The organism is Cytobacillus sp. FSL R7-0696, from assembly GCF_038006865.1.
Classification (GTDB): Bacteria; Bacillota; Bacilli; order Bacillales; family Cytobacillaceae; genus Cytobacillus; species Cytobacillus kochii.
In genome coordinates this window covers 2,762,873-2,783,317 of sequence record NZ_JBBOWA010000001.1, presented here as the reverse complement: position 1 = coordinate 2,783,317, position 20,445 = coordinate 2,762,873, and the positions used below count along the sequence as shown (strand labels likewise).

General features: G+C 40.9%; 9 protein-coding genes, 22 tRNA genes and 3 rRNA genes. 4 read left to right on the top strand and 30 right to left on the bottom strand.

The genetic code is table 11. The features are described 5' to 3' along the window. Positions 1-158: 158 nt before the first annotated feature. Positions 159-1,088: a 1,4-dihydroxy-2-naphthoate polyprenyltransferase gene (locus MKX29_RS14555; RefSeq protein WP_224938850.1), complete on the top strand. Its 930-nt coding sequence runs from the start codon at positions 159-161 to the stop codon at positions 1,086-1,088. A 333-nt stretch (positions 1,089-1,421) separates the two neighbouring features. After that, positions 1,422-2,288, top strand: coding sequence for a dimethylarginine dimethylaminohydrolase family protein (locus tag MKX29_RS14550; RefSeq protein WP_224938851.1), 867 nt, complete (start codon positions 1,422-1,424; stop codon positions 2,286-2,288). 149 nt (positions 2,289-2,437) lie between these two features. On the opposite strand, the gene MKX29_RS14545 is transcribed toward MKX29_RS14550, so the two are convergent. The 30 genes from MKX29_RS14545 to MKX29_RS14400 all read right to left on the bottom strand — a co-directional run bounded on the left by MKX29_RS14545 (position 2,438) and on the right by MKX29_RS14400 (position 19,359). Further along, positions 2,438-4,825 (bottom strand): glycogen/starch/alpha-glucan phosphorylase, encoded by a 2,388-nt coding sequence (locus MKX29_RS14545; protein WP_341106226.1) that lies wholly within the window; start codon positions 4,823-4,825, stop codon positions 2,438-2,440. Further along, the gene (gene glgA, locus MKX29_RS14540; protein WP_341106224.1) at positions 4,815-6,266 is read right to left on the bottom strand and encodes a glycogen synthase GlgA; all 1,452 of its coding nucleotides are present in this window, start codon (positions 6,264-6,266) and stop codon (positions 4,815-4,817) included. Before glgA ends, MKX29_RS14545 begins: the two co-directional genes overlap by 11 nt. Then, positions 6,263-7,291 carry a sugar phosphate nucleotidyltransferase gene (locus MKX29_RS14535; protein WP_341106221.1) on the bottom strand — a complete coding sequence of 343 codons (1,029 nt, stop codon included), beginning with the start codon at positions 7,289-7,291 and terminating at the stop codon, positions 6,263-6,265. The genes glgA and MKX29_RS14535 overlap by 4 nt, the downstream gene beginning before the upstream one ends. A 37-nt stretch (positions 7,292-7,328) precedes the next feature. Beyond that, a complete protein-coding gene (locus MKX29_RS14530) occupies positions 7,329-8,471 on the bottom strand; it encodes a glucose-1-phosphate adenylyltransferase (protein ID WP_251162494.1) in 1,143 nt (380 codons plus the stop codon). Further along, a complete protein-coding gene (gene glgB, locus MKX29_RS14525) occupies positions 8,464-10,353 on the bottom strand; it encodes a 1,4-alpha-glucan branching enzyme (protein WP_224938856.1) in 1,890 nt (629 codons plus the stop codon). The genes MKX29_RS14530 and glgB overlap by 8 nt, the downstream gene beginning before the upstream one ends. Positions 10,354-10,531: 178 nt before the next feature. Beyond that, positions 10,532-10,603: transfer RNA gene (locus tag MKX29_RS14520), tRNA-Glu, on the bottom strand. Between the two features lie 3 nt (positions 10,604-10,606). After that, positions 10,607-10,697 (bottom strand) — tRNA-Ser (locus MKX29_RS14515). Positions 10,698-10,700: 3 nt separating this feature from the next. Continuing rightward, positions 10,701-10,775 (bottom strand) — tRNA-Asn (locus MKX29_RS14510). Between the two features lie 10 nt (positions 10,776-10,785). After that, positions 10,786-10,862 (bottom strand) — tRNA-Ile (locus MKX29_RS14505). A gap of 7 nt (positions 10,863-10,869) precedes the next feature. Further along, positions 10,870-10,940 (bottom strand) — tRNA-Gly (locus MKX29_RS14500). 2 nt (positions 10,941-10,942) lie between these two features. Further along, positions 10,943-11,018 (bottom strand) — tRNA-His (locus tag MKX29_RS14495). A gap of 9 nt (positions 11,019-11,027) precedes the next feature. Continuing rightward, positions 11,028-11,100, bottom strand: a tRNA-Phe gene (locus tag MKX29_RS14490). A gap of 19 nt (positions 11,101-11,119) precedes the next feature. Next, positions 11,120-11,196: transfer RNA gene (locus MKX29_RS14485), tRNA-Asp, on the bottom strand. Positions 11,197-11,199: 3 nt separating this feature from the next. Continuing rightward, positions 11,200-11,273: transfer RNA gene (locus MKX29_RS14480), tRNA-Met, on the bottom strand. Positions 11,274-11,286: 13 nt separating this feature from the next. Further along, positions 11,287-11,379, bottom strand: a tRNA-Ser gene (locus tag MKX29_RS14475). A 6-nt stretch (positions 11,380-11,385) separates the two neighbouring features. Next, a tRNA-Ile gene (locus tag MKX29_RS14470) sits at positions 11,386-11,462 on the bottom strand. 13 nt (positions 11,463-11,475) lie between these two features. Continuing rightward, positions 11,476-11,552: transfer RNA gene (locus MKX29_RS14465), tRNA-Met, on the bottom strand. A gap of 25 nt (positions 11,553-11,577) precedes the next feature. Further along, positions 11,578-11,653, bottom strand: a tRNA-Ala gene (locus MKX29_RS14460). A 22-nt stretch (positions 11,654-11,675) separates the two neighbouring features. Next, positions 11,676-11,752, bottom strand: a tRNA-Pro gene (locus tag MKX29_RS14455). Positions 11,753-11,760: 8 nt separating this feature from the next. Beyond that, a tRNA-Arg gene (locus MKX29_RS14450) sits at positions 11,761-11,834 on the bottom strand. A gap of 15 nt (positions 11,835-11,849) precedes the next feature. Beyond that, positions 11,850-11,938: transfer RNA gene (locus tag MKX29_RS14445), tRNA-Leu, on the bottom strand. Positions 11,939-11,944: 6 nt separating this feature from the next. Then, a tRNA-Gly gene (locus tag MKX29_RS14440) sits at positions 11,945-12,019 on the bottom strand. Between the two features lie 12 nt (positions 12,020-12,031). Beyond that, positions 12,032-12,116: transfer RNA gene (locus MKX29_RS14435), tRNA-Leu, on the bottom strand. A gap of 17 nt (positions 12,117-12,133) precedes the next feature. Beyond that, positions 12,134-12,209 (bottom strand) — tRNA-Lys (locus tag MKX29_RS14430). Positions 12,210-12,223: 14 nt separating this feature from the next. Continuing rightward, a tRNA-Thr gene (locus MKX29_RS14425) sits at positions 12,224-12,299 on the bottom strand. A 16-nt stretch (positions 12,300-12,315) separates the two neighbouring features. Beyond that, positions 12,316-12,391 (bottom strand) — tRNA-Val (locus tag MKX29_RS14420). A 9-nt stretch (positions 12,392-12,400) separates the two neighbouring features. Continuing rightward, positions 12,401-12,517: ribosomal RNA gene (gene rrf / locus MKX29_RS14415) — 5S ribosomal RNA — on the bottom strand. Between the two features lie 311 nt (positions 12,518-12,828). Beyond that, positions 12,829-15,761, bottom strand: a 23S ribosomal RNA gene (locus MKX29_RS14410). Between the two features lie 392 nt (positions 15,762-16,153). Further along, positions 16,154-17,702: ribosomal RNA gene (locus MKX29_RS14405) — 16S ribosomal RNA — on the bottom strand. The 16S, 23S and 5S rRNA genes sit together here with 21 tRNA genes alongside, the layout of an rRNA operon. A 781-nt stretch (positions 17,703-18,483) precedes the next feature. Then, the gene (locus MKX29_RS14400) at positions 18,484-19,359 is read right to left on the bottom strand and encodes a DMT family transporter (protein ID WP_224937913.1); all 876 of its coding nucleotides are present in this window, start codon (positions 19,357-19,359) and stop codon (positions 18,484-18,486) included. 126 nt (positions 19,360-19,485) lie between these two features. Between MKX29_RS14400 and MKX29_RS14395 the strand changes: the two genes are divergently transcribed. Then, entirely contained in the window at positions 19,486-20,181 is a 696-nt protein-coding gene (locus MKX29_RS14395; protein ID WP_224937914.1) for an MgtC/SapB family protein, read from the top strand. 62 nt (positions 20,182-20,243) lie between these two features. Further along, positions 20,244-20,316, top strand: a tRNA-Ala gene (locus tag MKX29_RS14390). The last annotated feature ends 129 nt before the right edge of the window (positions 20,317-20,445 follow it).

The window sequence follows — 20,445 nt, the reverse complement described above, 5'->3', positions numbered from 1 at the left end:
CTTATTATATATTATTTTGAGTAAAATAAGCACTGTTCGTTCTTTAGTAGGAAATATCCTCCTTCGCTTCTTTCAAAATTCAATTGACACTTAATAGGACATTACCTAAACTTAAGAAAGTGATTTGTTTTATTTGACTTAATTGGAGGTACTAAAAAGTGCAAACACAACCTAATATAAACACGCCACATTCTACGAAGAAGAAATGGCAAATCTGGTGGCAATTAACACGTCCACATACATTAACAGCTGCCTTTGTTCCTGTATTACTAGGTAGCGCATTGGCTATTTATGAAACGTCGATAGATGCTGGCCTTTTTATCGCCATGATGGTTGCTAGTCTTTTCCTTCAAATTGCAACGAATATGTTCAATGAATATTATGACTTCAAACGCGGCAATGACACAGCTGAGTCTGTAGGGATTGGTGGAGCAATTGTTAGAGAAGGGATTAAACCACATGTTGTGCTTAACTCCGCTTTAGGGTTATACGGCGCTTCCATCTTGATAGGGATTTATATTTGCATGAATAGCAGTTGGTGGTTAGCAGCTGTTGGACTTCTAGGTATGGCTATTGGCTATTTATACACAGGTGGGCCATTACCAATTGCCTATACACCTTTTGGCGAAATTATTTCTGGTTTTGTTATGGGTATGTTACTTATTTTAATCTCATTTTTTATTCAAACTGGTACAGTAACTACGACAAGTGTTCTTGTGGCCATTCCTAGTCTTTTATTAGTTGGAGGTATTATGCTCTCTAATAATATACGAGACTTAGATGGGGACAAGGAATTTGGTCGAAAAACATTAGCTATTTTAATCGGACGTCCAAAAGCCGTAAAATTATTAGCAACCATGTTTATCGTTTCATATATATGGGTATTTATTTTAATTGTAATGCAAATTGTTTCACCATGGCTTGCACTCGTAGTGCTAAGTGCGCCGAAACCAATCAATGCCATTAAAGGCTTTAAAGGCAAGACAATTGCATATGAGATGGTCCCAGCAATGAAAAATACTGCCCAAACAAACACTGTATTTGGATTACTACTTTCTATAGGATTATTAATCGGATATATTCTATAAAATCAGTAGCATTTTGCTAAGCGCCTTTTACTTATAAGGCGCTTTTTCCTACTTTTTTTAGCATTCAATCTCTGCTTAGCGTACCATAAAATGATAAAATAAATGAATAATTATCGCAATTTTTCACTTATTCCAACCAACAACGGCACATCTAGAAAGCGACTAAAGTATTTGAACTAGGTCATATTATAAGAAAAGCAACAGTGAAACCTACTAATAATCAAGATAAAAACTTAATACATCCTGAATTCACCCATGTAAGATGCTAAAGATGCTAAATAGGAATAGATACAAAGGACGAAATCTCACTAAAGATTGTAAGGAGGATGAAAGATGCTGGATAGTCAGTATAAAGCACAATGTAGTACCGAGTATAGCCGTTTAAAGACTGTCGTATTATGCGAACCAACCTACATGAATATTGAGAATCAAATCAATGAAACACAAAGAAGGTATTCTGATAAAGGCTTTAATGTGGAGCAAGCCATCATTCAGCATCAACAATTCGTTGCAAAATTAAAAGATTTAGGGATTGAGGTCGTACTTTTACCTCCAGGTAAAAACTATCCTGAACAAGTATTTACACGTGACATTGGTTTCACCCTTGGGGACACTGTATTTATCGCTGCGATGGCAACGAAAATAAGACATGGTGAGGAAGATATTTTACAAGAGTGGTTAAAATCTCATAATGTATCTTATAACAACATAAAACATGGTCATGTTGAAGGTGGAGATGTCATTATCGATCAAGATACCGTTTATATTGGACAAAGTGACCGTTCCGATACGATTGGTATTCAATATTTACAATCTAAATTACCACATATGAAAGTATTACCAGTACCATTCACTAAATCCTTTTTACATTTAGACTGTATCTTTAACGTGCTGTCTCCTACAGAAGCACTCCTATATCCAGGACAAATGGATAAAAAAGTAGAAGAATATTTATATTCAAGATATGACATTATTGAGGTCTCTAAAGAAGAACAGTTCACACTAGGAACAAATGTCCTTTCTGTAGGTAATAGACAAGTATTCTCACAACCAATCAATTCACAAGTAAATCGAGCTCTGAGTCAAAGAGGCTTTGAAGTAATCGAAGTAGATATTTCTGAAATCATAAAATCCGGTGGTGCCTTCCGCTGTTGCACAATGCCCCTATTACGTTTAACAGACCCAACCTATTTTGATTGAGGGAATAGATAAGATTGGGTGAATAAGAAATTTAGACACTCTCTCCGTTTTTTCTAGCATTTATAATATATTTGTACAAGTGCTTATAAGGTCCAACATAAATAAAAAGCAGAAGTGTGTATAATGAAGCACACTCCTGCTTTTTTTATCTATTTAATTCTCCATATCCCTTGGGCATATTCATTAATTGTTCGGTCGCTGGAAAAGTAACCCGATTTAGCGATATTGTTAAGGCTCATTTTCCGCCATTTCTCCTGTTTTTCATAAGCGTACCCCGCTTTTTCCTGAATATGAACATAGCTAGAGAAATCACGTAAAACAAAATATTGGTCATTTTCCATAATTAGCGAATCATAAATGGGTTCAAATTCATCAAATACATCTGGAAAGAAACCATTTCTTAACTGGTCCATTACTTGCCGGATTCGATGATCATGATGATAATATTCAGTCGCTTGATAACCACCATGAGCATAATAATGATTGACCTCATCAGAGCGTAAACCGAAGATAAAAATATTCTCATCACCTACGCGCTCATGAATTTCAACATTAGCACCATCCATCGTTCCAACAGTAATCGCACCATTCATCATGAATTTCATATTTCCAGTTCCAGATGCTTCTTTACTTGCCGTCGAAATTTGCTCACTAATGTCTGCTGCAGGAAAAACATCCTCTGCCAGTGATACCCGATAGTTCTCAAGGAAAATTACCTTAAGGTATTCATTTGTTTTAGGGTCATTATTTACCTTTTTAGCAACAGTATTAATGAGCTTTATTACCTTCTTAGCAAAATAATATCCTGGAGAAGCTTTCGCACCAAAAATGAAGGTACGGGGATGCATTTTAAAACTCTCATCTTCTTTGATTCGATTATATAAATACATGACATGAAAAATATTTAATAGTTGTCTCTTATATGCATGTAGTCTCTTTACTTGAATATCGAATATGGAATGTGTATCAATTTTTATTCCTGTTTGCGTAAAAATACGATCGGCAAGATTTTCTTTATTTGCGTGTTTAATATCAGCAAGTCTCGTTAACAAGTCTGTATCATTTTCATATTTTAATAATAATGCCATTTGCTCAGGATCGCGAATCCATTCCGCTCCTAACCTTTCTGTTATTAAATCAGCAAGCGACTGATTAGATTTAAGTAACCAGCTACGATGCGTAATGCCATTTGTTTTATTATTAAACTTCTTAGGAAAAAATTGATAAAATGAATGCATTTCGCGATATTTTAATATCTCTGTATGGAGTGCAGCCACTCCGTTTACACTATGGCTACCTACAATAGCCAAATGAGCCATTTTTACTTGGTCATGAGCAATAATCGCCATGTTTTCGATATGCTGCCATTTGCCAGGATACTTTTCCCAAAGCTTTGCACAGAACCGTTCATTGATCTCATTTACAATCATATACATTCTTGGTAATAACGGTTGGAAAATACGAACTGGCCATTTTTCTAGTGCTTCAGATAAGGTCGTATGATTAGTGTAAGAAATTGTTTGTGTAGTTACTTCCCAGGCATCATCCCAACCAAGATTTTCTTCATCAATTAATATCCTCATTAATTCTGGAATCGCTAATACTGGATGCGTATCATTAATATGAATACTAATATATTGATGGAATTCCTTCATATCCTTATGCTGTCGTTTAAATGAGCGTATGATCGACTGAAGACTTGCACGAACTAAAAAATATTGTTGTTTTAACCTCAGTATCTTGCCTTCATCTTGCGTATCATCAGGATATAAAAACTCAGATATTGCTTCAGTCTCTTTTTTATATTTTAATACATCTTGATTGGTTGGATAACGGACTGGCTCTGCACTCCATAACCTAAGTGTATTAATCGTTTCAGTATGATACCCGACGACTGGCATATCATATGGTACTGCAGTCACTCTTTCAGCATGGATATGTTGAAACACTTGTCTGCCATTTTCTTCACGTATATCTACTTCTCCCCAAAACGGAATTTCAACTGATAAATCTGCCTTTCTCACCTCCCAGACATGACCATTTCTTAACCATTGATCGGGTAGTTCTACTTGATATCCATCAACCACTTTTTGTTCGAATAACCCGTGCTTGTATCTAATCCCACAACCATGGCCAGGCAAATTAAGAGAAGCTAATGAGTCAAGGAAACAGGCTGCTAATCGACCTAAACCTCCATTACCTAATCCTGCATCTGATTCTACTTCCTCTAAAGAGCTTAATTCGATACCTAAATCTTGCAACCCAGCAGACACCACTTGCTCTATCCCTAAATTTAATAAGTTGTTTCGAAGTAGTCGACCTAATAAAAACTCTATCGACAAATAATAAACCTGCTTTACTTGGTCTATCCTGTAACGCTCATTGGTATTAATCCATTCCGTACTTACATACTCACGTATTAATAAGCCCAATGTATAGTAATGATCTTTTTCTGTGCTATCAGCAAAGCTTTTTCCGCATGTCATCTCTAGCTTCTTTAAAAATGCCTCTTTAAATTCTTCTGTATTAGAAAACATGGCTCTCACTCCTAGAGATCACATCTGAATATAATTGATTATATTTAAAAGCGGATTGTGCCCAACTATAATCTTTTTCCATAGCAGTTATAACTAATTGACTCCACAGTGGTTGATTCCGATAATATGCTAGTGCTCGACGATAAGTATAGAGCATATCATGTGCGTTAAAATTTTTAAAAGTGAACCCCCAGCCCTCACCTGTCTGGTCATTATAAGACTGTACGGTATCATTCAACCCTCCTGTTTCTCTTACTATAGGAATGGCACCATATTTCATCGCAATGAGTTGACCTAATCCACAAGGCTCGAACTTAGACGGCATCAAAAATAGATCAGCACCCGCATATACTTGATGCGCTACTTCTTCATTGAACCCAATATAACATTTACATTTTTCCCCGTAATTTGCTTCCATTTTTCTGAAGAAATCTTCAAACACTATATCGCCTGTACCAATAAGAATAAATTGCACATTTTCTTGCATCATTTCATGGAATACTCTCTCTATTAAGTCCATACCTTTTTGTTTTGTTAACCTTGTGATCATAGCCACAATGGGGGTATTCCGATCTATCTTTAAATCGAATATTTTTTGTAAATATGCCTTGTTTTCCTTCTTTAATAGCCATTGCTCTGAATGAAATGCTTGATAAATCGTCGCATCTTTCTCTGGGTGATAGACGTCTTCATCAATTCCATTCAATATCCCAATTAAATGGTCATTTCTTTCCTGTAACAAACCATTTAATCCCTCACCAAAATAATCTGTTAGAATCTCATCTCTATACGTAGGACTTACAGTTGTTATTTGATCAGCTGATACTATGGCACCTTTCATAAAATTAATACAATCATAATACTTTAATTGATCTTCACGATAATACTCAAACCCCAACCCAAACAAATCATGAATGGCATCTTTAGGGAAGACACCTTGAAAGTGTAGATTATGAATCGTAAAGACTGTTTTAATCAATTCATACCCACTTCTTTTTTGATAATGAACTCTTAATAAAAAAGGAATCATGCCTGTATGCCAATCATGGCAATGAATAATATCAGGATAATAGTCGAGCTGTGCCAGTGTTTCTAATACAGCTCTATTAAAATAAGCAAATCGCTCACCATCATCATCGTAACCATATAATTTTTCTCTCTTAAAATAGTATTCATTATCTACAAAATAAAAAGTAATATCATTTAACTCGAGCACTTCAATTCCACAATATTGATTGCGCCAGCCAACAGCGACTACGAATTCGGCTATCTTTTTTGTCTTATTCTTATATAAGGCAGGGATGTTCCCATACTTTGGTAATATTATTCTTACTTCCGTCCCTTGTTTCGTTAATTCCTTCGGTAACGAACCTGCGACATCTGCTAATCCACCTGATTTAAAAAAAGGGACACATTCTGAGACGGCAAATAATACTTTCACGAATTCATCAACGCTCCTTGAATTGACCCTTTTTTAACAACAAAAGGGACCGATTGTGTGCCTGTTAAGTAGGTTCCTTCTTCTACTTTCACATCTTTATCTAAAATAACAGAATCTAATACACACCCCTCTTGAATCTCACATTTCTGCATAATCACACAGTTTCTTACTATCGTATTTTTACCGACTTTTACACCCCTAGCAATAATACTATATTCTACTTTTCCTTCTATTTGGCAACCGTTGGCCACAATAGAATTCTTTACTTCACAACCATTTAGATATCTTGTTGGCGGTTCATCTTTTACTTTTGTATAGATTGGAAAATCTCTTAAAAATAAATTTCTCCAGACATCAGGGGTTAGTAGTTCCATGCTCGCTTGAAAATAAGATTGGACAGAATCGATAGTTACTGCCTCCCCCTTATATTCATAATGACAAATTGTGTAAGGCTGATGGATATCAGCCATAATATCACTTATGCATGTATAACCTGTTTGTCTGCGAGTTTGAATCATATCTATTAGAAGATCTTTTTTGACCAAATACATCTCTAAAGGTTGATTTAGCTGTTGAATTGACGTAATATCACAGCCAGATTGAATATGCCGCTGTAAAACTGGTGAGAAATCAATATTACAAACGGTATAGCAATTAGCAATTAATGCATAATCTTGTGAACTACGATAAAAATAATCAATGTTAGCAACAAAATGATTAAATGAACCAATCCCACTATTTGAACTATCAATCATCGGTGATGGGAAGAAGAAAAGACCATCTCTTTTTCTATCTAAATCCCAGTTCTTCCCCGATCCTAGATGATCCATCAAAGATCGGTATTGATATTTCGGAAAAATCGCCACACTCTCTATTCCTGAATTGACCATATTAGAGAGAATAAAATCTATTAGTCTATATCTTCCAGCAAAAGGAACAGCAGCTAAAGAACGATGAAGGGTTAACTCATCCAGTCCCTTATGATAAGTTGTCGCATCAATGACTCCTAATAAACGATTATTCAATCAATATCCCCCCAGTAAAAATCATACGGTTCTACATTTATGCAAAATGACAAATACTTTCTGGCGTGATTAACAATGCTTCACTTGTTTCTTTTCTTTCTTTAATTACTGTCCCATCTGGTATAACTATATTTGAAGGGACAATGACCTTTTCTAATATGACATTCTTACCAATCCTTGTATTTGGCATAACTACTGATTCTTTAATAACAGACCCTTTATCAATCGCTACACCTTGAAAGAGAACTGATTTGATTACCTCGCCTTCAATCGTACATCCTTCATTTACTAAAGATTGTTTGACCTTTGCTTGTGGAGAAATATATTGTGGAGGATGGTTAGGATTAACTGAGTAAATTCTCCAGTCTTGATCAAAAAGATTTAACTCACAATTTTCATCTAATAAATCCATATTAGCTTCCCATAGACTTTGAACTGTACCGACGTCTTTCCAATAACCATTAAAAGGATAGGCATAAAGTTTCTTATTTAACTTCAACATCTCAGGAATAATATCTTTTCCAAAATCATGGCTTGAGTCCTTATTTTGATTATCCTTTTGTAAAAACTCATTTAGTACTGACCATTTAAAGATATAAATGCCCATTGATGCTAAATTATTCTTTGCTTGCTCAGGTTTTTCTTCAAAATCTTCTATTCTCATATCTAAAGAAGTATTCATAATACCAAAACGATTTGTTTCATGCCACGGGACCTCTATAACAGAGATTGTCGCATCAGCTCCTTTACTAATATGGTAATCTAGCATTAAGTCATAGTTCATTTTGTAAATATGGTCACCTGATAAAATTAATACATATTCGGGGTTATGTTGCTCTAAATAATTGATATTTTGATAGATAGCACTTGCCGTACCTGTATACCATTTGACTTCAGAAGATTCACTGTAAGGGGGAAGTACTGTCACACCGCCATTTCTTCTATCCAAATCCCATGCGCTTCCTATGCCAATATATGAATTGAGTATTAGCGGTTGATATTGTGTTAGTACACCGACTGTATCGATACCTGAATTTGTACAATTACTAAGTGTAAAATCGATGATGCGGTATTTACCTCCAAAAGGGACAGCTGGTTTAGCAAGCTCCTTCGTCAAAGAATTAAGGCGGCTTCCTTTACCTCCAGCAAGCAGCATCGCTACACATTTCTTGTTAGCCATTTACAACATCACTCCTTTTTCTTTTTCTAACAGGACGTAAAACTGAAATACCGAATGGTGGTATCGTCATTTCGATGCTGTATGGTTTTCCATGGTAGGATTGTTTTTTTGTATTTAATACTCGTTTATTAATACAATGAGAGCCACCAAATTCATGATTATCACTATTAAACACTTCTCTATAACTCCCATTTTTAGGAACACCCATTCGAAAATTCATATATACTTGAGGGGAAAAGTTACATACAACAATTAATATTTCTTCTTCTTCTACTCCTTTACGAATAAATGAAAAAATGGATTGCTGATGGTTATTAGCATCAATCCACTCAAAACCTTCTGATCTGTGGTCCCATTCATATAATGATTTAGATCTCTTATATAACTTTATTAACTTCTTCACATAATGATTCGTTTTTGCATGCATTTCATACTGAAGTAAGTGCCAATCCAACTGTTCTTCATCTTTCCACTCGGCAAATTGTCCTAGCTCAAACCCCATAAATAACAGCTTTTTACCTGGATGTGTCATCATAAAACCTAAGAGCAAACGATATTGGGCAAATTTTTGCCAATAATCTCCTGGCATCTTGTCTAGCAGGGATTTCTTCCCATGGACAACCTCATCATGTGATAACGGTAAGAGAAAATTTTCGGAGTATGCATACATTAAAGAAAAAGTCATTTTATTATGGTGGTATTGTCGTTCACCTGGGGCTTTCTCCATATAAGATAATACATCATTCATCCACCCCATATTCCATTTATAACTGAAACCTAATCCGCCATAGTGAACAGGAGCCGTTACTTGGGGCCAATCAGTAGAATCCTCTGCCATCATCAAGATAGAGGGATCATAAGCAAACACAGCTTTATTTAATTTCTGTAAAAATTGAATACCAAATGGATTTTCCCTCTTCTCGTTATTAGGCCAAAAAATAATATTTGATACTGCATCAATTCTAAATCCATCGACATGGTATTTTTCCATCCAAAAAATAGCATTGGATATGAGGAAACTATGAACCTCTGTTTTACTTAAATTAAAATTAGCTGTACCCCAAACAAAATTTTCCCTATCAGCTTCTGTTTCGTATTCATAAACATATTCACCATCTAAACAATATAGCCCATGTTGATCTTTACAGAAATGTCCTGGTACCCAATCTAAAATAACACCAATATTATTTTGATGGCATTGATCGATAAAAAACATTAAATCTTTTGGTTCACCATATCTACTCGTAGCCGAATAATAGCCTGTTCCTTGATACCCCCATGAACGATCATAAGGGTGTTCAATTATAGGCATCAATTCAATATGTGTAAAACCATGCTCCTTTACGTAAGGAATGATTTCTTCTGCTAGTTCACTGTATGTCAATAAAAGGCCATTCCTCTTTTTCCATGTACCTAGATGCATCTCATATATCATCATAGGTTCTGAAAATGCTTTCCTTTGTTGTTTTTCCTTTTGCCAGCCTTGGTCCTTCCATTTGTAATCTTCTAAAGAATAGACAATCGAAGCAGTTCTGGGTCGTAATTCTGAACAAAAAGCAAAAGGATCAGCCTTTAAAAAAGTTTGTTCATCCTTGTTCTTAATTGCATATTTATAAATTTCTCCTGTTAAATCTCCATCTAGCTGAATTGTCCATATCCCCTCATTATTTACTTTTTCCAATGAAAAACCTTCGCCATTCCAATGATTAAAAGAGCCAACTAATGATATTGAGGAGGCATGTGGAGCATAGATAGTAAAGCAAGTAACCCAATTATCTCCTTCTTTATGACGGTGTGATCCAAACAGTTCGTATGCCTTAAATAAGCTTCCTTCATGAAACAAGTGCATTTCGAATTCAGTGGGGTATGCAGTTGTATTCATTCTAATTCATTCCACTCCTTGTATTACATTACTCTTTCTTAATTAATTCGTCTTAAGTATAAAAATCCCTTGTTAATTTTCAAATTATTTTGACATCTAATGACAGATAATATAACATCCAAAAGTGTTAGCCACATAAAAAAGAAGCTGTCAACTTATGTTGACAGCTTCTTTTTTATGACCCCTACGGGATTCGAACCCGTGTTACCGCCGTGAAAGGGCGGTGTCTTAACCGCTTGACCAAGGGGCCAACTGGCGGAGAAGGAGGGATTTGAACCCTCGCGCCGGTTGCCCGACCTACACCCTTAGCAGGGGCGCCTCTTCAGCCACTTGAGTACTTCTCCATATGGCTCCGCAGGTAGGATTCGAACCTACGACCGTTCGGTTAACAGCCGAATGCTCTACCACTGAGCTACTGCGGAATAATATAAATGGTGGGCCTAAATGGACTCGAACCATCGACCTCACGCTTATCAGGCGTGCGCTCTAACCAGCTGAGCTATAGGCCCCTATTTAAGCGGGTGAAGGGAATCGAACCCTCATCATCAGCTTGGAAGGCTGAGGTTTTACCACTAAACTACACCCGCAATGGGGCGGCTGATGGGAATCGAACCCACGAATGTCGGAACCACAATCCGATGCGTTAACCACTTCGCCACAACCGCCATAAAAAATGGCTCAGGACGGAATCGAACCGCCGACACAAGGATTTTCAGTCCTTTGCTCTACCGACTGAGCTACTGAGCCAAAATAATAAATATGTAAATGGCGGTCCGGACGGGACTCGAACCCGCGACCTCCTGCGTGACAGGCAGGCATTCTAACCAACTGAACTACCGGACCAGATTGCGGGGGCAGGATTTGAACCTGCGACCTTCGGGTTATGAGCCCGACGAGCTACCGGACTGCTCCACCCCGCGATAATAATATGAATGGCGGAGGAAGAGGGATTCGAACCCCCGCGGGCTTTAACACCCCTGTCGGTTTTCAAGACCGATCCCTTCAGCCAGACTTGGGTATTCCTCCGAATAATGGTGGACCTTGTAGGACTCGAACCTACGACCGGACGGTTATGAGCCGTCTGCTCTAACCAGCTGAGCTAAAGGTCCATCATTCTATCTATGGTAGCGGCGGAGGGGATCGAACCCCCGACCTCACGGGTATGAACCGTACGCTCTAGCCAGCTGAGCTACACCGCCATAGAATATATTGTATAAAATTAATTGGTGGAGCCTAGCGGGATCGAACCGCTGACCTCCTGCGTGCAAAGCAGGCGCTCTCCCAGCTGAGCTAAGGCCCCTAAAATAAATATGTATATCTAGTGGTCGGGAAGACAGGATTCGAACCTGCGACCCCTTGGTCCCAAACCAAGTGCTCTACCAAGCTGAGCTACTTCCCGAAACATAACGCGCCCGAGAGGAGTCGAACCCCTAACCTTTTGATCCGTAGTCAAACGCTCTATCCAATTGAGCTACGGGCGCTTAATTTTAAAAGAATGGTGCCGAGGACCGGAATCGAACCGGTACGGTAGTCACCTACCGCAGGATTTTAAGTCCTGTGCGTCTGCCAGTTCCGCCACCCCGGCACATATTGGAGCGGAAGACGGGATTCGAACCCGCGACCCTCACCTTGGCAAGGTGATGTTCTACCACTGAACTACTTCCGCAAATATTTAAAATGGTGCGGGTGAAGGGAGTCGAACCCCCACGCCTTGCGGCGCCAGATCCTAAGTCTGGTGCGTCTGCCAATTCCGCCACACCCGCATATTAAGATGATCAAATGGTGAGCCATGAAGGACTCGAACCTTCGACCCTCTGATTAAAAGTCAGATGCTCTACCAACTGAGCTAATGGCTCGTACAAAGCACGAGTGGTGCCGGCCAGAGGACTTGAACCCCCAACCTACTGATTACAAGTCAGTTGCTCTACCAATTGAGCTAGGCCGGCAAATACACACAAAAAATGGTGGAGGATGACGGGATCGAACCGCCGACCCTCTGCTTGTAAGGCAGATGCTCTCCCAGCTGAGCTAATCCTCCAATATGTATGCCCGGCAACGTCCTACTCTCACAAGGGGACAGCCCCTAACTACCATCGGCGCTGAGAAGCTTAACTTCCGTGTTCGGTATGGGAACGGGTGTGACCTTCTCGCTATCGCCACCGGACTTTTTAAAGACATTTATTATTATAACGTCTTTTATGAAAATTTCAAGAGAAATTTTAAATCATTCTCTGAAAACTAGGTAATGTTGAAGAAGATTATTTTGAGTAATCGCCTGAATGCGTGCTGACGTACTACATAAGTAGTGCTGTCTAGCTGCGGCGGCTTGGAGCCGCCCGCATTTCGTATTGTCTAGCTACAGCGCCTAGGTGCTCGAGGTCATAAGTCAAATCTGTCATGAGGTTAAAGAACAACCTCCTGTCAAATCTGCCTTATGCTTGTCGCACCTGTGCAAGGCGCTTTCGCTTTTCGTTTTTGGTTAAGTCCTCGATCGATTAGTATTAGTCAGCTGCATGTGTCGCCACACTTCCACCTCTAACCTATCAACCTGATCATCTTTCAGGGATCTTACTAGCTTGCGCTATGGGAAATCTCATCTCGAGGGGGGCTTCATGCTTAGATGCTTTCAGCACTTATCCCTTCCGCACATAGCTACCCAGCGATGCCTTTGGCAAGACAACTGGTACACCAGCGGTGCGTCCATCCCGGTCCTCTCGTACTAAGGACAGCTCCTCTCAAATTTCCTGCGCCCACGACGGATAGGGACCGAACTGTCTCACGACGTTCTGAACCCAGCTCGCGTACCGCTTTAATGGGCGAACAGCCCAACCCTTGGGACCGACTACAGCCCCAGGATGCGATGAGCCGACATCGAGGTGCCAAACCTCCCCGTCGATGTGGACTCTTGGGGGAGATAAGCCTGTTATCCCCGGGGTAGCTTTTATCCGTTGAGCGATGGCCCTTCCATGCGGAACCACCGGATCACTAAGCCCGACTTTCGTCCCTGCTCGACTTGTAGGTCTCGCAGTCAAGCTCCCTTGTGCCTTTACACTCTACGAATGATTTCCAACCATTCTGAGGGAACCTTTGGGCGCCTCCGTTACTCTTTAGGAGGCGACCGCCCCAGTCAAACTGCCCACCTGACACTGTCTCCCATCCCGATAAGGGATGTGGGTTAGAATTTCAATACAGCCAGGGTAGTATCCCACCGACGCCTCCACCGAAGCTAGCGCTCCGGCTTCTAAGGCTCCTACCTATCCTGTACAAGCTGTACCAAAATTCAATATCAGGCTACAGTAAAGCTCCACGGGGTCTTTCCGTCCTGTCGCGGGTAACCTGCATCTTCACAGGTACTATAATTTCACCGAGTCTCTCGTTGAGACAGTGCCCAGATCGTTACGCCTTTCGTGCGGGTCGGAACTTACCCGACAAGGAATTTCGCTACCTTAGGACCGTTATAGTTACGGCCGCCGTTTACTGGGGCTTCGATTCAAAGCTTCGCGTGAGCTAACCTCTCCTCTTAACCTTCCAGCACCGGGCAGGCGTCAGCCCCTATACTTCGCCTTGCGGCTTCGCAGAGACCTGTGTTTTTGCTAAACAGTCGCCTGGGCCTATTCACTGCGGCTCATCAAGGCTTTAACACCCTAATGAGCACCCCTTCTCCCGAAGTTACGGGGTCATTTTGCCGAGTTCCTTAACGAGAGTTCTCTCGCTCACCTTAGGATTCTCTCCTCGCCTACCTGTGTCGGTTTGCGGTACGGGCACCTTATTCCTCGCTAGAGGCTTTTCTTGGCAGTGTGGAATCAAGAACTTCGGTACTAAATTTCCCTCGCTATCACAGCTCAAGGTATATGACCATGGGATTTGCCTCATGGTCCCTCTAACTGCTTAGACGCACATCCAATCGTGCGCTTACCCTATCCTCCTGCGTCCCCCCATCACTCAAACAGAATACGGTGGTACAGGAATATCAACCTGTTGTCCATCGCCTACGCTTTTCAGCCTCGGCTTAGGTCCCGACTAACCCTGAGCGGACGAGCCTTCCTCAGGAAACCTTAGGCATTCGGTGGATGGGATTCTCACCCATCTTTCGCTACTCATACCGGCATTCTCACTTCTAAGCGCTCCACCAGTCCTTACGGTCTAGCTTCAACGCCCTTAGAACGCTCTCCTACCACTGAACATCAACGATGTTCAATCCACAGCTTCGGTGATACGTTTAGCCCCGGTACATTTTCGGCGCGGAGTCACTCGACCAGTGAGCTATTACGCACTCTTTAAATGGTGGCTGCTTCTAAGCCAACATCCTGGTTGTCTAAGCAACTCCACATCCTTTTCCACTTAACGTATACTTTGGGACCTTAGCTGGTGGTCTGGGCTGTTTCCCTCTTGACTACGGATCTTATCACTCGCAGTCTGACTCCCATGGATAAATCTTTGGCATTCGGAGTTTGTCTGAATTCGGTAACCCGATGAGGGCCCCTAGTCCAAACAGTGCTCTACCTCCAAGATTCTTACGCATGAGGCTAGCCCTAAAGCTATTTCGGAGAGAACCAGCTATCTCCAAGTTCGATTGGAATTTCTCCGCTACCCACACCTCATCCCCGCACTTTTCAACGTACGTGGGTTCGGGCCTCCATCCAGTGTTACCTGGACTTCACCCTGGACATGGGTAGATCACCTGGTTTCGGGTCTACGACCACATACTCATTCGCCCTATTCAGACTCGCTTTCGCTACGGCTCCGTCTGTCCAACTTAACCTCGCATGTAATCGTAACTCGCCGGTTCATTCTACAAAAGGCACGCTATCACCCATTAACGGGCTCTAACTACTTGTAGGCACACGGTTTCAGGATCTCTTTCACTCCCCTTCCGGGGTGCTTTTCACCTTTCCCTCACGGTACTGGTTCACTATCGGTCACTAGGGAGTATTTAGCCTTGGGAGATGGTCCTCCCTGCTTCCGACGGGATTTCTCGTGTCCCGCCGTACTCAGGATCCACTCTGGAGGGAACGAAGTTTCAACTACAGGGCTTTTACCTCCTATGGCGGGCCTTTCCAGACCTCTTCGTCTATCTCGTTCCTTTGTAACTCCGTATAGAATGTCCTACAACCCCAAGAGGCAAGCCTCTTGGTTTGGGCTAATCCCGTTTCGCTCGCCGCTACTCAGGGAATCGCGTTTGCTTTCTCTTCCTCCGGGTACTTAGATGTTTCAGTTCCCCGGGTCTGCCTTCCATACCCTATGTATTCAGGTATGGATCCTATCCCATAACGGATAGGGGGTTTCCCCATTCGGAAATCTCCGGATCAAAGCTTACTTACAGCTCCCCGAAGCATATCGGTGTTAGTCCCGTCCTTCATCGGCTCCTAGTGCCAAGGCATTCACCGTGCGCCCTTATTAACTTAACCATTGTTCGGCTTGCGATAAGCTACGCATTTCGGCGTCAGCTCACTCGTCAACATCCTCATGTGCACAAGACGCACACTCCGGTGTTTCCTCGCTCGCTTCCTTGAACTGCTTGCTTCTCACAACCCTCACGGTTGTGTGTTTTAAAAAAAGTTTAGTATCTTTACTCTATTACTATTAAATAGAGAGAAAATAACTAAGGTGGCGATTACTCGGTAATCTTCTTCATTACATTATCTAGTTTTCAAAGAACGATTGATGAATAGTAAGCTTTGGTATTCTCGTCAGCTTACGCTTCCTTGAATCCTTCGCTATTTTCACCTTATTTTGAGAGATTATACTCTCAAAACTGAACGAACAGTCTAACATCAAGTAAATTCCGTATATTCCTTAGAAAGGAGGTGATCCAGCCGCACCTTCCGATACGGCTACCTTGTTACGACTTCACCCCAATCATCTGTCCCACCTTAGGCGGCTGGCTCCAAAAGGTTACCCCACCGACTTCGGGTGTTACAAACTCTCGTGGTGTGACGGGCGGTGTGTACAAGGCCCGGGAACGTATTCACCGCGGCATGCTGATCCGCGATTACTAGCGATTCCGGCTTCATGTAGGCGAGTTGCAGCCTACAATCCGAACTGAGAATGGTTTTATGGGATTGGCTAAACCTCGCGGTCTTGCAGCCCTTTGTACCATCCATTGTAGCACGTGTGTAGCCCAGGTCATAAGGGGCATGATGATTTGACGTCATCCCCACCTTCCTCCGGTTTGTCACCGGCAGTCACCTTAGAGTGCCCAACTGAATGCTGGCAACTAAGATCAAGGGTTGCGCTCGTTGCGGGACTTAACCCAACATCTCACGACACGAGCTGACGACAACCATGCACCACCTGTCACTCTGTCCCCCGAAGGGGAAAGTCCTATCTCTAGGATTGTCAGAGGATGTCAAGACCTGGTAAGGTTCTTCGCGTTGCTTCGAATTAAACCACATGCTCCACCGCTTGTGCGGGCCCCCGTCAATTCCTTTGAGTTTCAACCTTGCGGTCGTACTCCCCAGGCGGAGTGCTTAATGCGTTTGCTGCAGCACTAAAGGGCGGAAACCCTCTAACACTTAGCACTCATCGTTTACGGCGTGGACTACCAGGGTATCTAATCCTGTTTGCTCCCCACGCTTTCGCGCCTCAGCGTCAGTTACAGACCAGAAAGTCGCCTTCGCCACTGGTGTTCCTCCAAATCTCTACGCATTTCACCGCTACACTTGGAATTCCACTTTCCTCTTCTGCACTCAAGTTCCCCAGTTTCCAATGACCCTCCACGGTTGAGCCGTGGGCTTTCACATCAGACTTAAGGAACCGCCTGCGCGCGCTTTACGCCCAATAATTCCGGACAACGCTTGCCACCTACGTATTACCGCGGCTGCTGGCACGTAGTTAGCCGTGGCTTTCTGGTTAGGTACCGTCAAGGTACCGGCAGTTACTCCGGTACTTGTTCTTCCCTAACAACAGAGTTTTACGATCCGAAAACCTTCATCACTCACGCGGCGTTGCTCCGTCAGACTTTCGTCCATTGCGGAAGATTCCCTACTGCTGCCTCCCGTAGGAGTCTGGGCCGTGTCTCAGTCCCAGTGTGGCCGATCACCCTCTCAGGTCGGCTACGCATCGTCGCCTTGGTGAGCCGTTACCTCACCAACTAGCTAATGCGCCGCGGGCCCATCTGTAAGTGATAGCAGAACCATCTTTCAATCTAATTATATGTATAAATAGATATTATCCGGTATTAGCCCCGGTTTCCCGGAGTTATCCCAGTCTTACAGGCAGGTTGCCCACGTGTTACTCACCCGTCCGCCGCTAATCTTTGGGAGCAAGCTCCCTCAGATTCGCTCGACTTGCATGTATTAGGCACGCCGCCAGCGTTCGTCCTGAGCCAGGATCAAACTCTCCAATAAAGTGTTTGATTAGCTCGTTTGCACCTATGGTGCTTTGTTGCTGATAAATCAGCTTTTTTAGAATTACGCTTGACGTTTTACGTTCGTTCAGTTTTCAAAGAACAATCTCGTTCGCTTCAAAAGCGACTTTATTATCATAACATCCCGTCTACATCACGTCAACCATTTTTTTAAATAATTCAAGTGATTAAATTAGTAAATTTTTCTTTTATCGGGAACAAAAATAACTATATCATGATTAAAAAGTGTTTGCAATATAATTTTTAAAGTTTTATTCAAGTTTTTCATATTTTTATTAAGTATGGTAGCTATCATATAGTTAAGCGTTTCCATTTATTGATAATCACAAGAAACTATTGATTATCTTTGCTTTACTTATATAGATACTCTTCGATTATTCTTCCCTTCTTCTAAGCGCCGTCTTAACTCAATAAGTAATCCCTCTTTCTCTTCATACTTATCATAGATAGTTGTCATAAAGTTGAAAATGGGTCATATAATCTACTAATCTCATTCTATTATATATGAAAGGTGTGAATAGAGCTGGAAGATGTAGCACTATACGTATCAGTAATTATGGCCCTTTTTTTATTTTCATTCGCTTATGTGGAAGGTATTCGCATCGCTAATTCACCAGGTAAAGTATATGGAGGAACTTTCATCTTCACCGTAACAGCAGCATTTATTTTTAGTAGATTATCCTATTTATTTATATAATAAAGGTGAGCTCATTCTTGGCTCACCTTTTGCTTCATTTCTTAATACTTGAACTTCAATATGCCTATAGTCGTTTCTTTCTTGTCCTTCTTTCATCTATTAAAAAGAAAGATAGCCCTACTATAACAAATAGCCCACCCAAAATTTGTGTCCAAGCTATTCTTTCTTGTAGTACAAAATAAGCTAAAATGGCTGCACCCACAGGTTCAAACAAAGTCGCCATCGAAATAACAGAAGTACTTAAATACTTTACAGACCAATTAAATAATGTATGGCCTAATAATGTTGGAAAAAGTGCTAAGAGAATTAAAAAAATCCAGTCATTTACTTGATAAGGATACAAAGGTTGTTTGTTAAGCATGACATAGATAAAAAGTGTCAATGTACTAATACTGTATACAATAAATGTATAAGTAATGAGCGATACTCTTTGACGGACGGTCTGCCCAAACAGTAAATAACCTGTTACTAGCCCACAGGCGATAAGTGCTAACAAATCTCCATAGAGCGCCCTTTCACTTAGTAGAAAATCACCCCAGCTAATAATGATACAACCGCCTATCGCAGTTATAGTTGACAAAATGGATTTCCAAGAAGTTTTTTCTTTAAAGAAGAGATAAGTACCTATAAATGCAAAAATCGGTTGTAAGGCAACTAACACAGTCGAGCTAGCAACCGATGTGTATTGAAGAGACTCAAACCATAAAATAAAATGGAAAGCTAAAAAAATACCCGCAATGATAGAAAACAGCCAATCCTTGATTGTAATATGACGAATTTCATGGACATATTTTAAAAGAAAGATTGGCATCATAAGCACGACTGAAAAAAGGAGACGATAAAAAGCAATAATACCAGGGGGAGCTGAAATCAACTTTACAAAAATGGCTGAAGTTGAAACTGAAACAACACCTATAGCTAATACAAAAAACGGATTCATCTTCACTACCCCATGCTATCACCTTGTCTCTATATATTGTTATTTAGGTATAGACTATTTTACACCTTAAACCTATAGTAAAGGTATCTAATTTAAAATTTATTAAATGATAAAGCAGGCGATAATATGTACGGATTAGAAATGGATGTCCTAATAAAGTTAGGGATTTCAGCTGTGCTTGGTCTTATTATAGGACTAGAAAGAGAACTAAAACGTAAACCAGTTGGCTTAAAAACAAGCCTAGTCATTTCAATCGTTAGCTGCCTTCTCACTATTGTGTCAATAGAATCAGCATACATATTTCCAGGTAATGACGATATTAATATTACAATGGATCCTTTACGTTTAGCAGCTCAAATTGTATCAGGAATTGGCTTTCTTGGCGCAGGGGTCATATTAAGGAGAGGGAATGATAGTATCTCCGGCCTCACAACAGCCGCCTTAATTTGGGGCGCAGCCGGGATTGGTATCGCTGTTGGAGCTGGATATTACATGGAGGCTGTTGCAGGCGTCGTATTACTTATTATTTCAGTTGAAGTTGTTCCCTACTTATTAGGGCTTATTGGCCCAAGACAACTACGAGAAAAAGAGATTACGATGAAAATGGCAGTTGAAACGAAGGAACAGATCACGACTATTATTCATACCATTAAAGAGCAGCAAGCGGCTATTCGCAGGATGAGAATTAAAGATACTGAAGAGGGCTACCCACAAGTTTATTTAACTATTGCAGTTGATTATCGTAAAAAAACAACTGACTTTTATCATACAATTTCTCAAGTGCCAGGAGTAAAGTCGATGGAAATAGAAAGCTTGCACTAATTTTTTTATTTTTGACTATTGAAAAATATTCATTCTCTCGCTATAATTTCTATATATCTAGCGGGGGATTAGCTCAGCTGGGAGAGCGCATCGCTGGCAGCGATGAGGTCAGGGGTTCGAGCCCCCTATTCTCCATACCAAGAAGCCTTGATTTATCAGGGCTTCTTTTATTTTTCCCTATTTATGATTTATCCCCTAAGTTCCCTTTGCCGTCATTTTGCCGTCAAAATTCATTTTTTTATATTTTTTTATGTTTTAAATGAC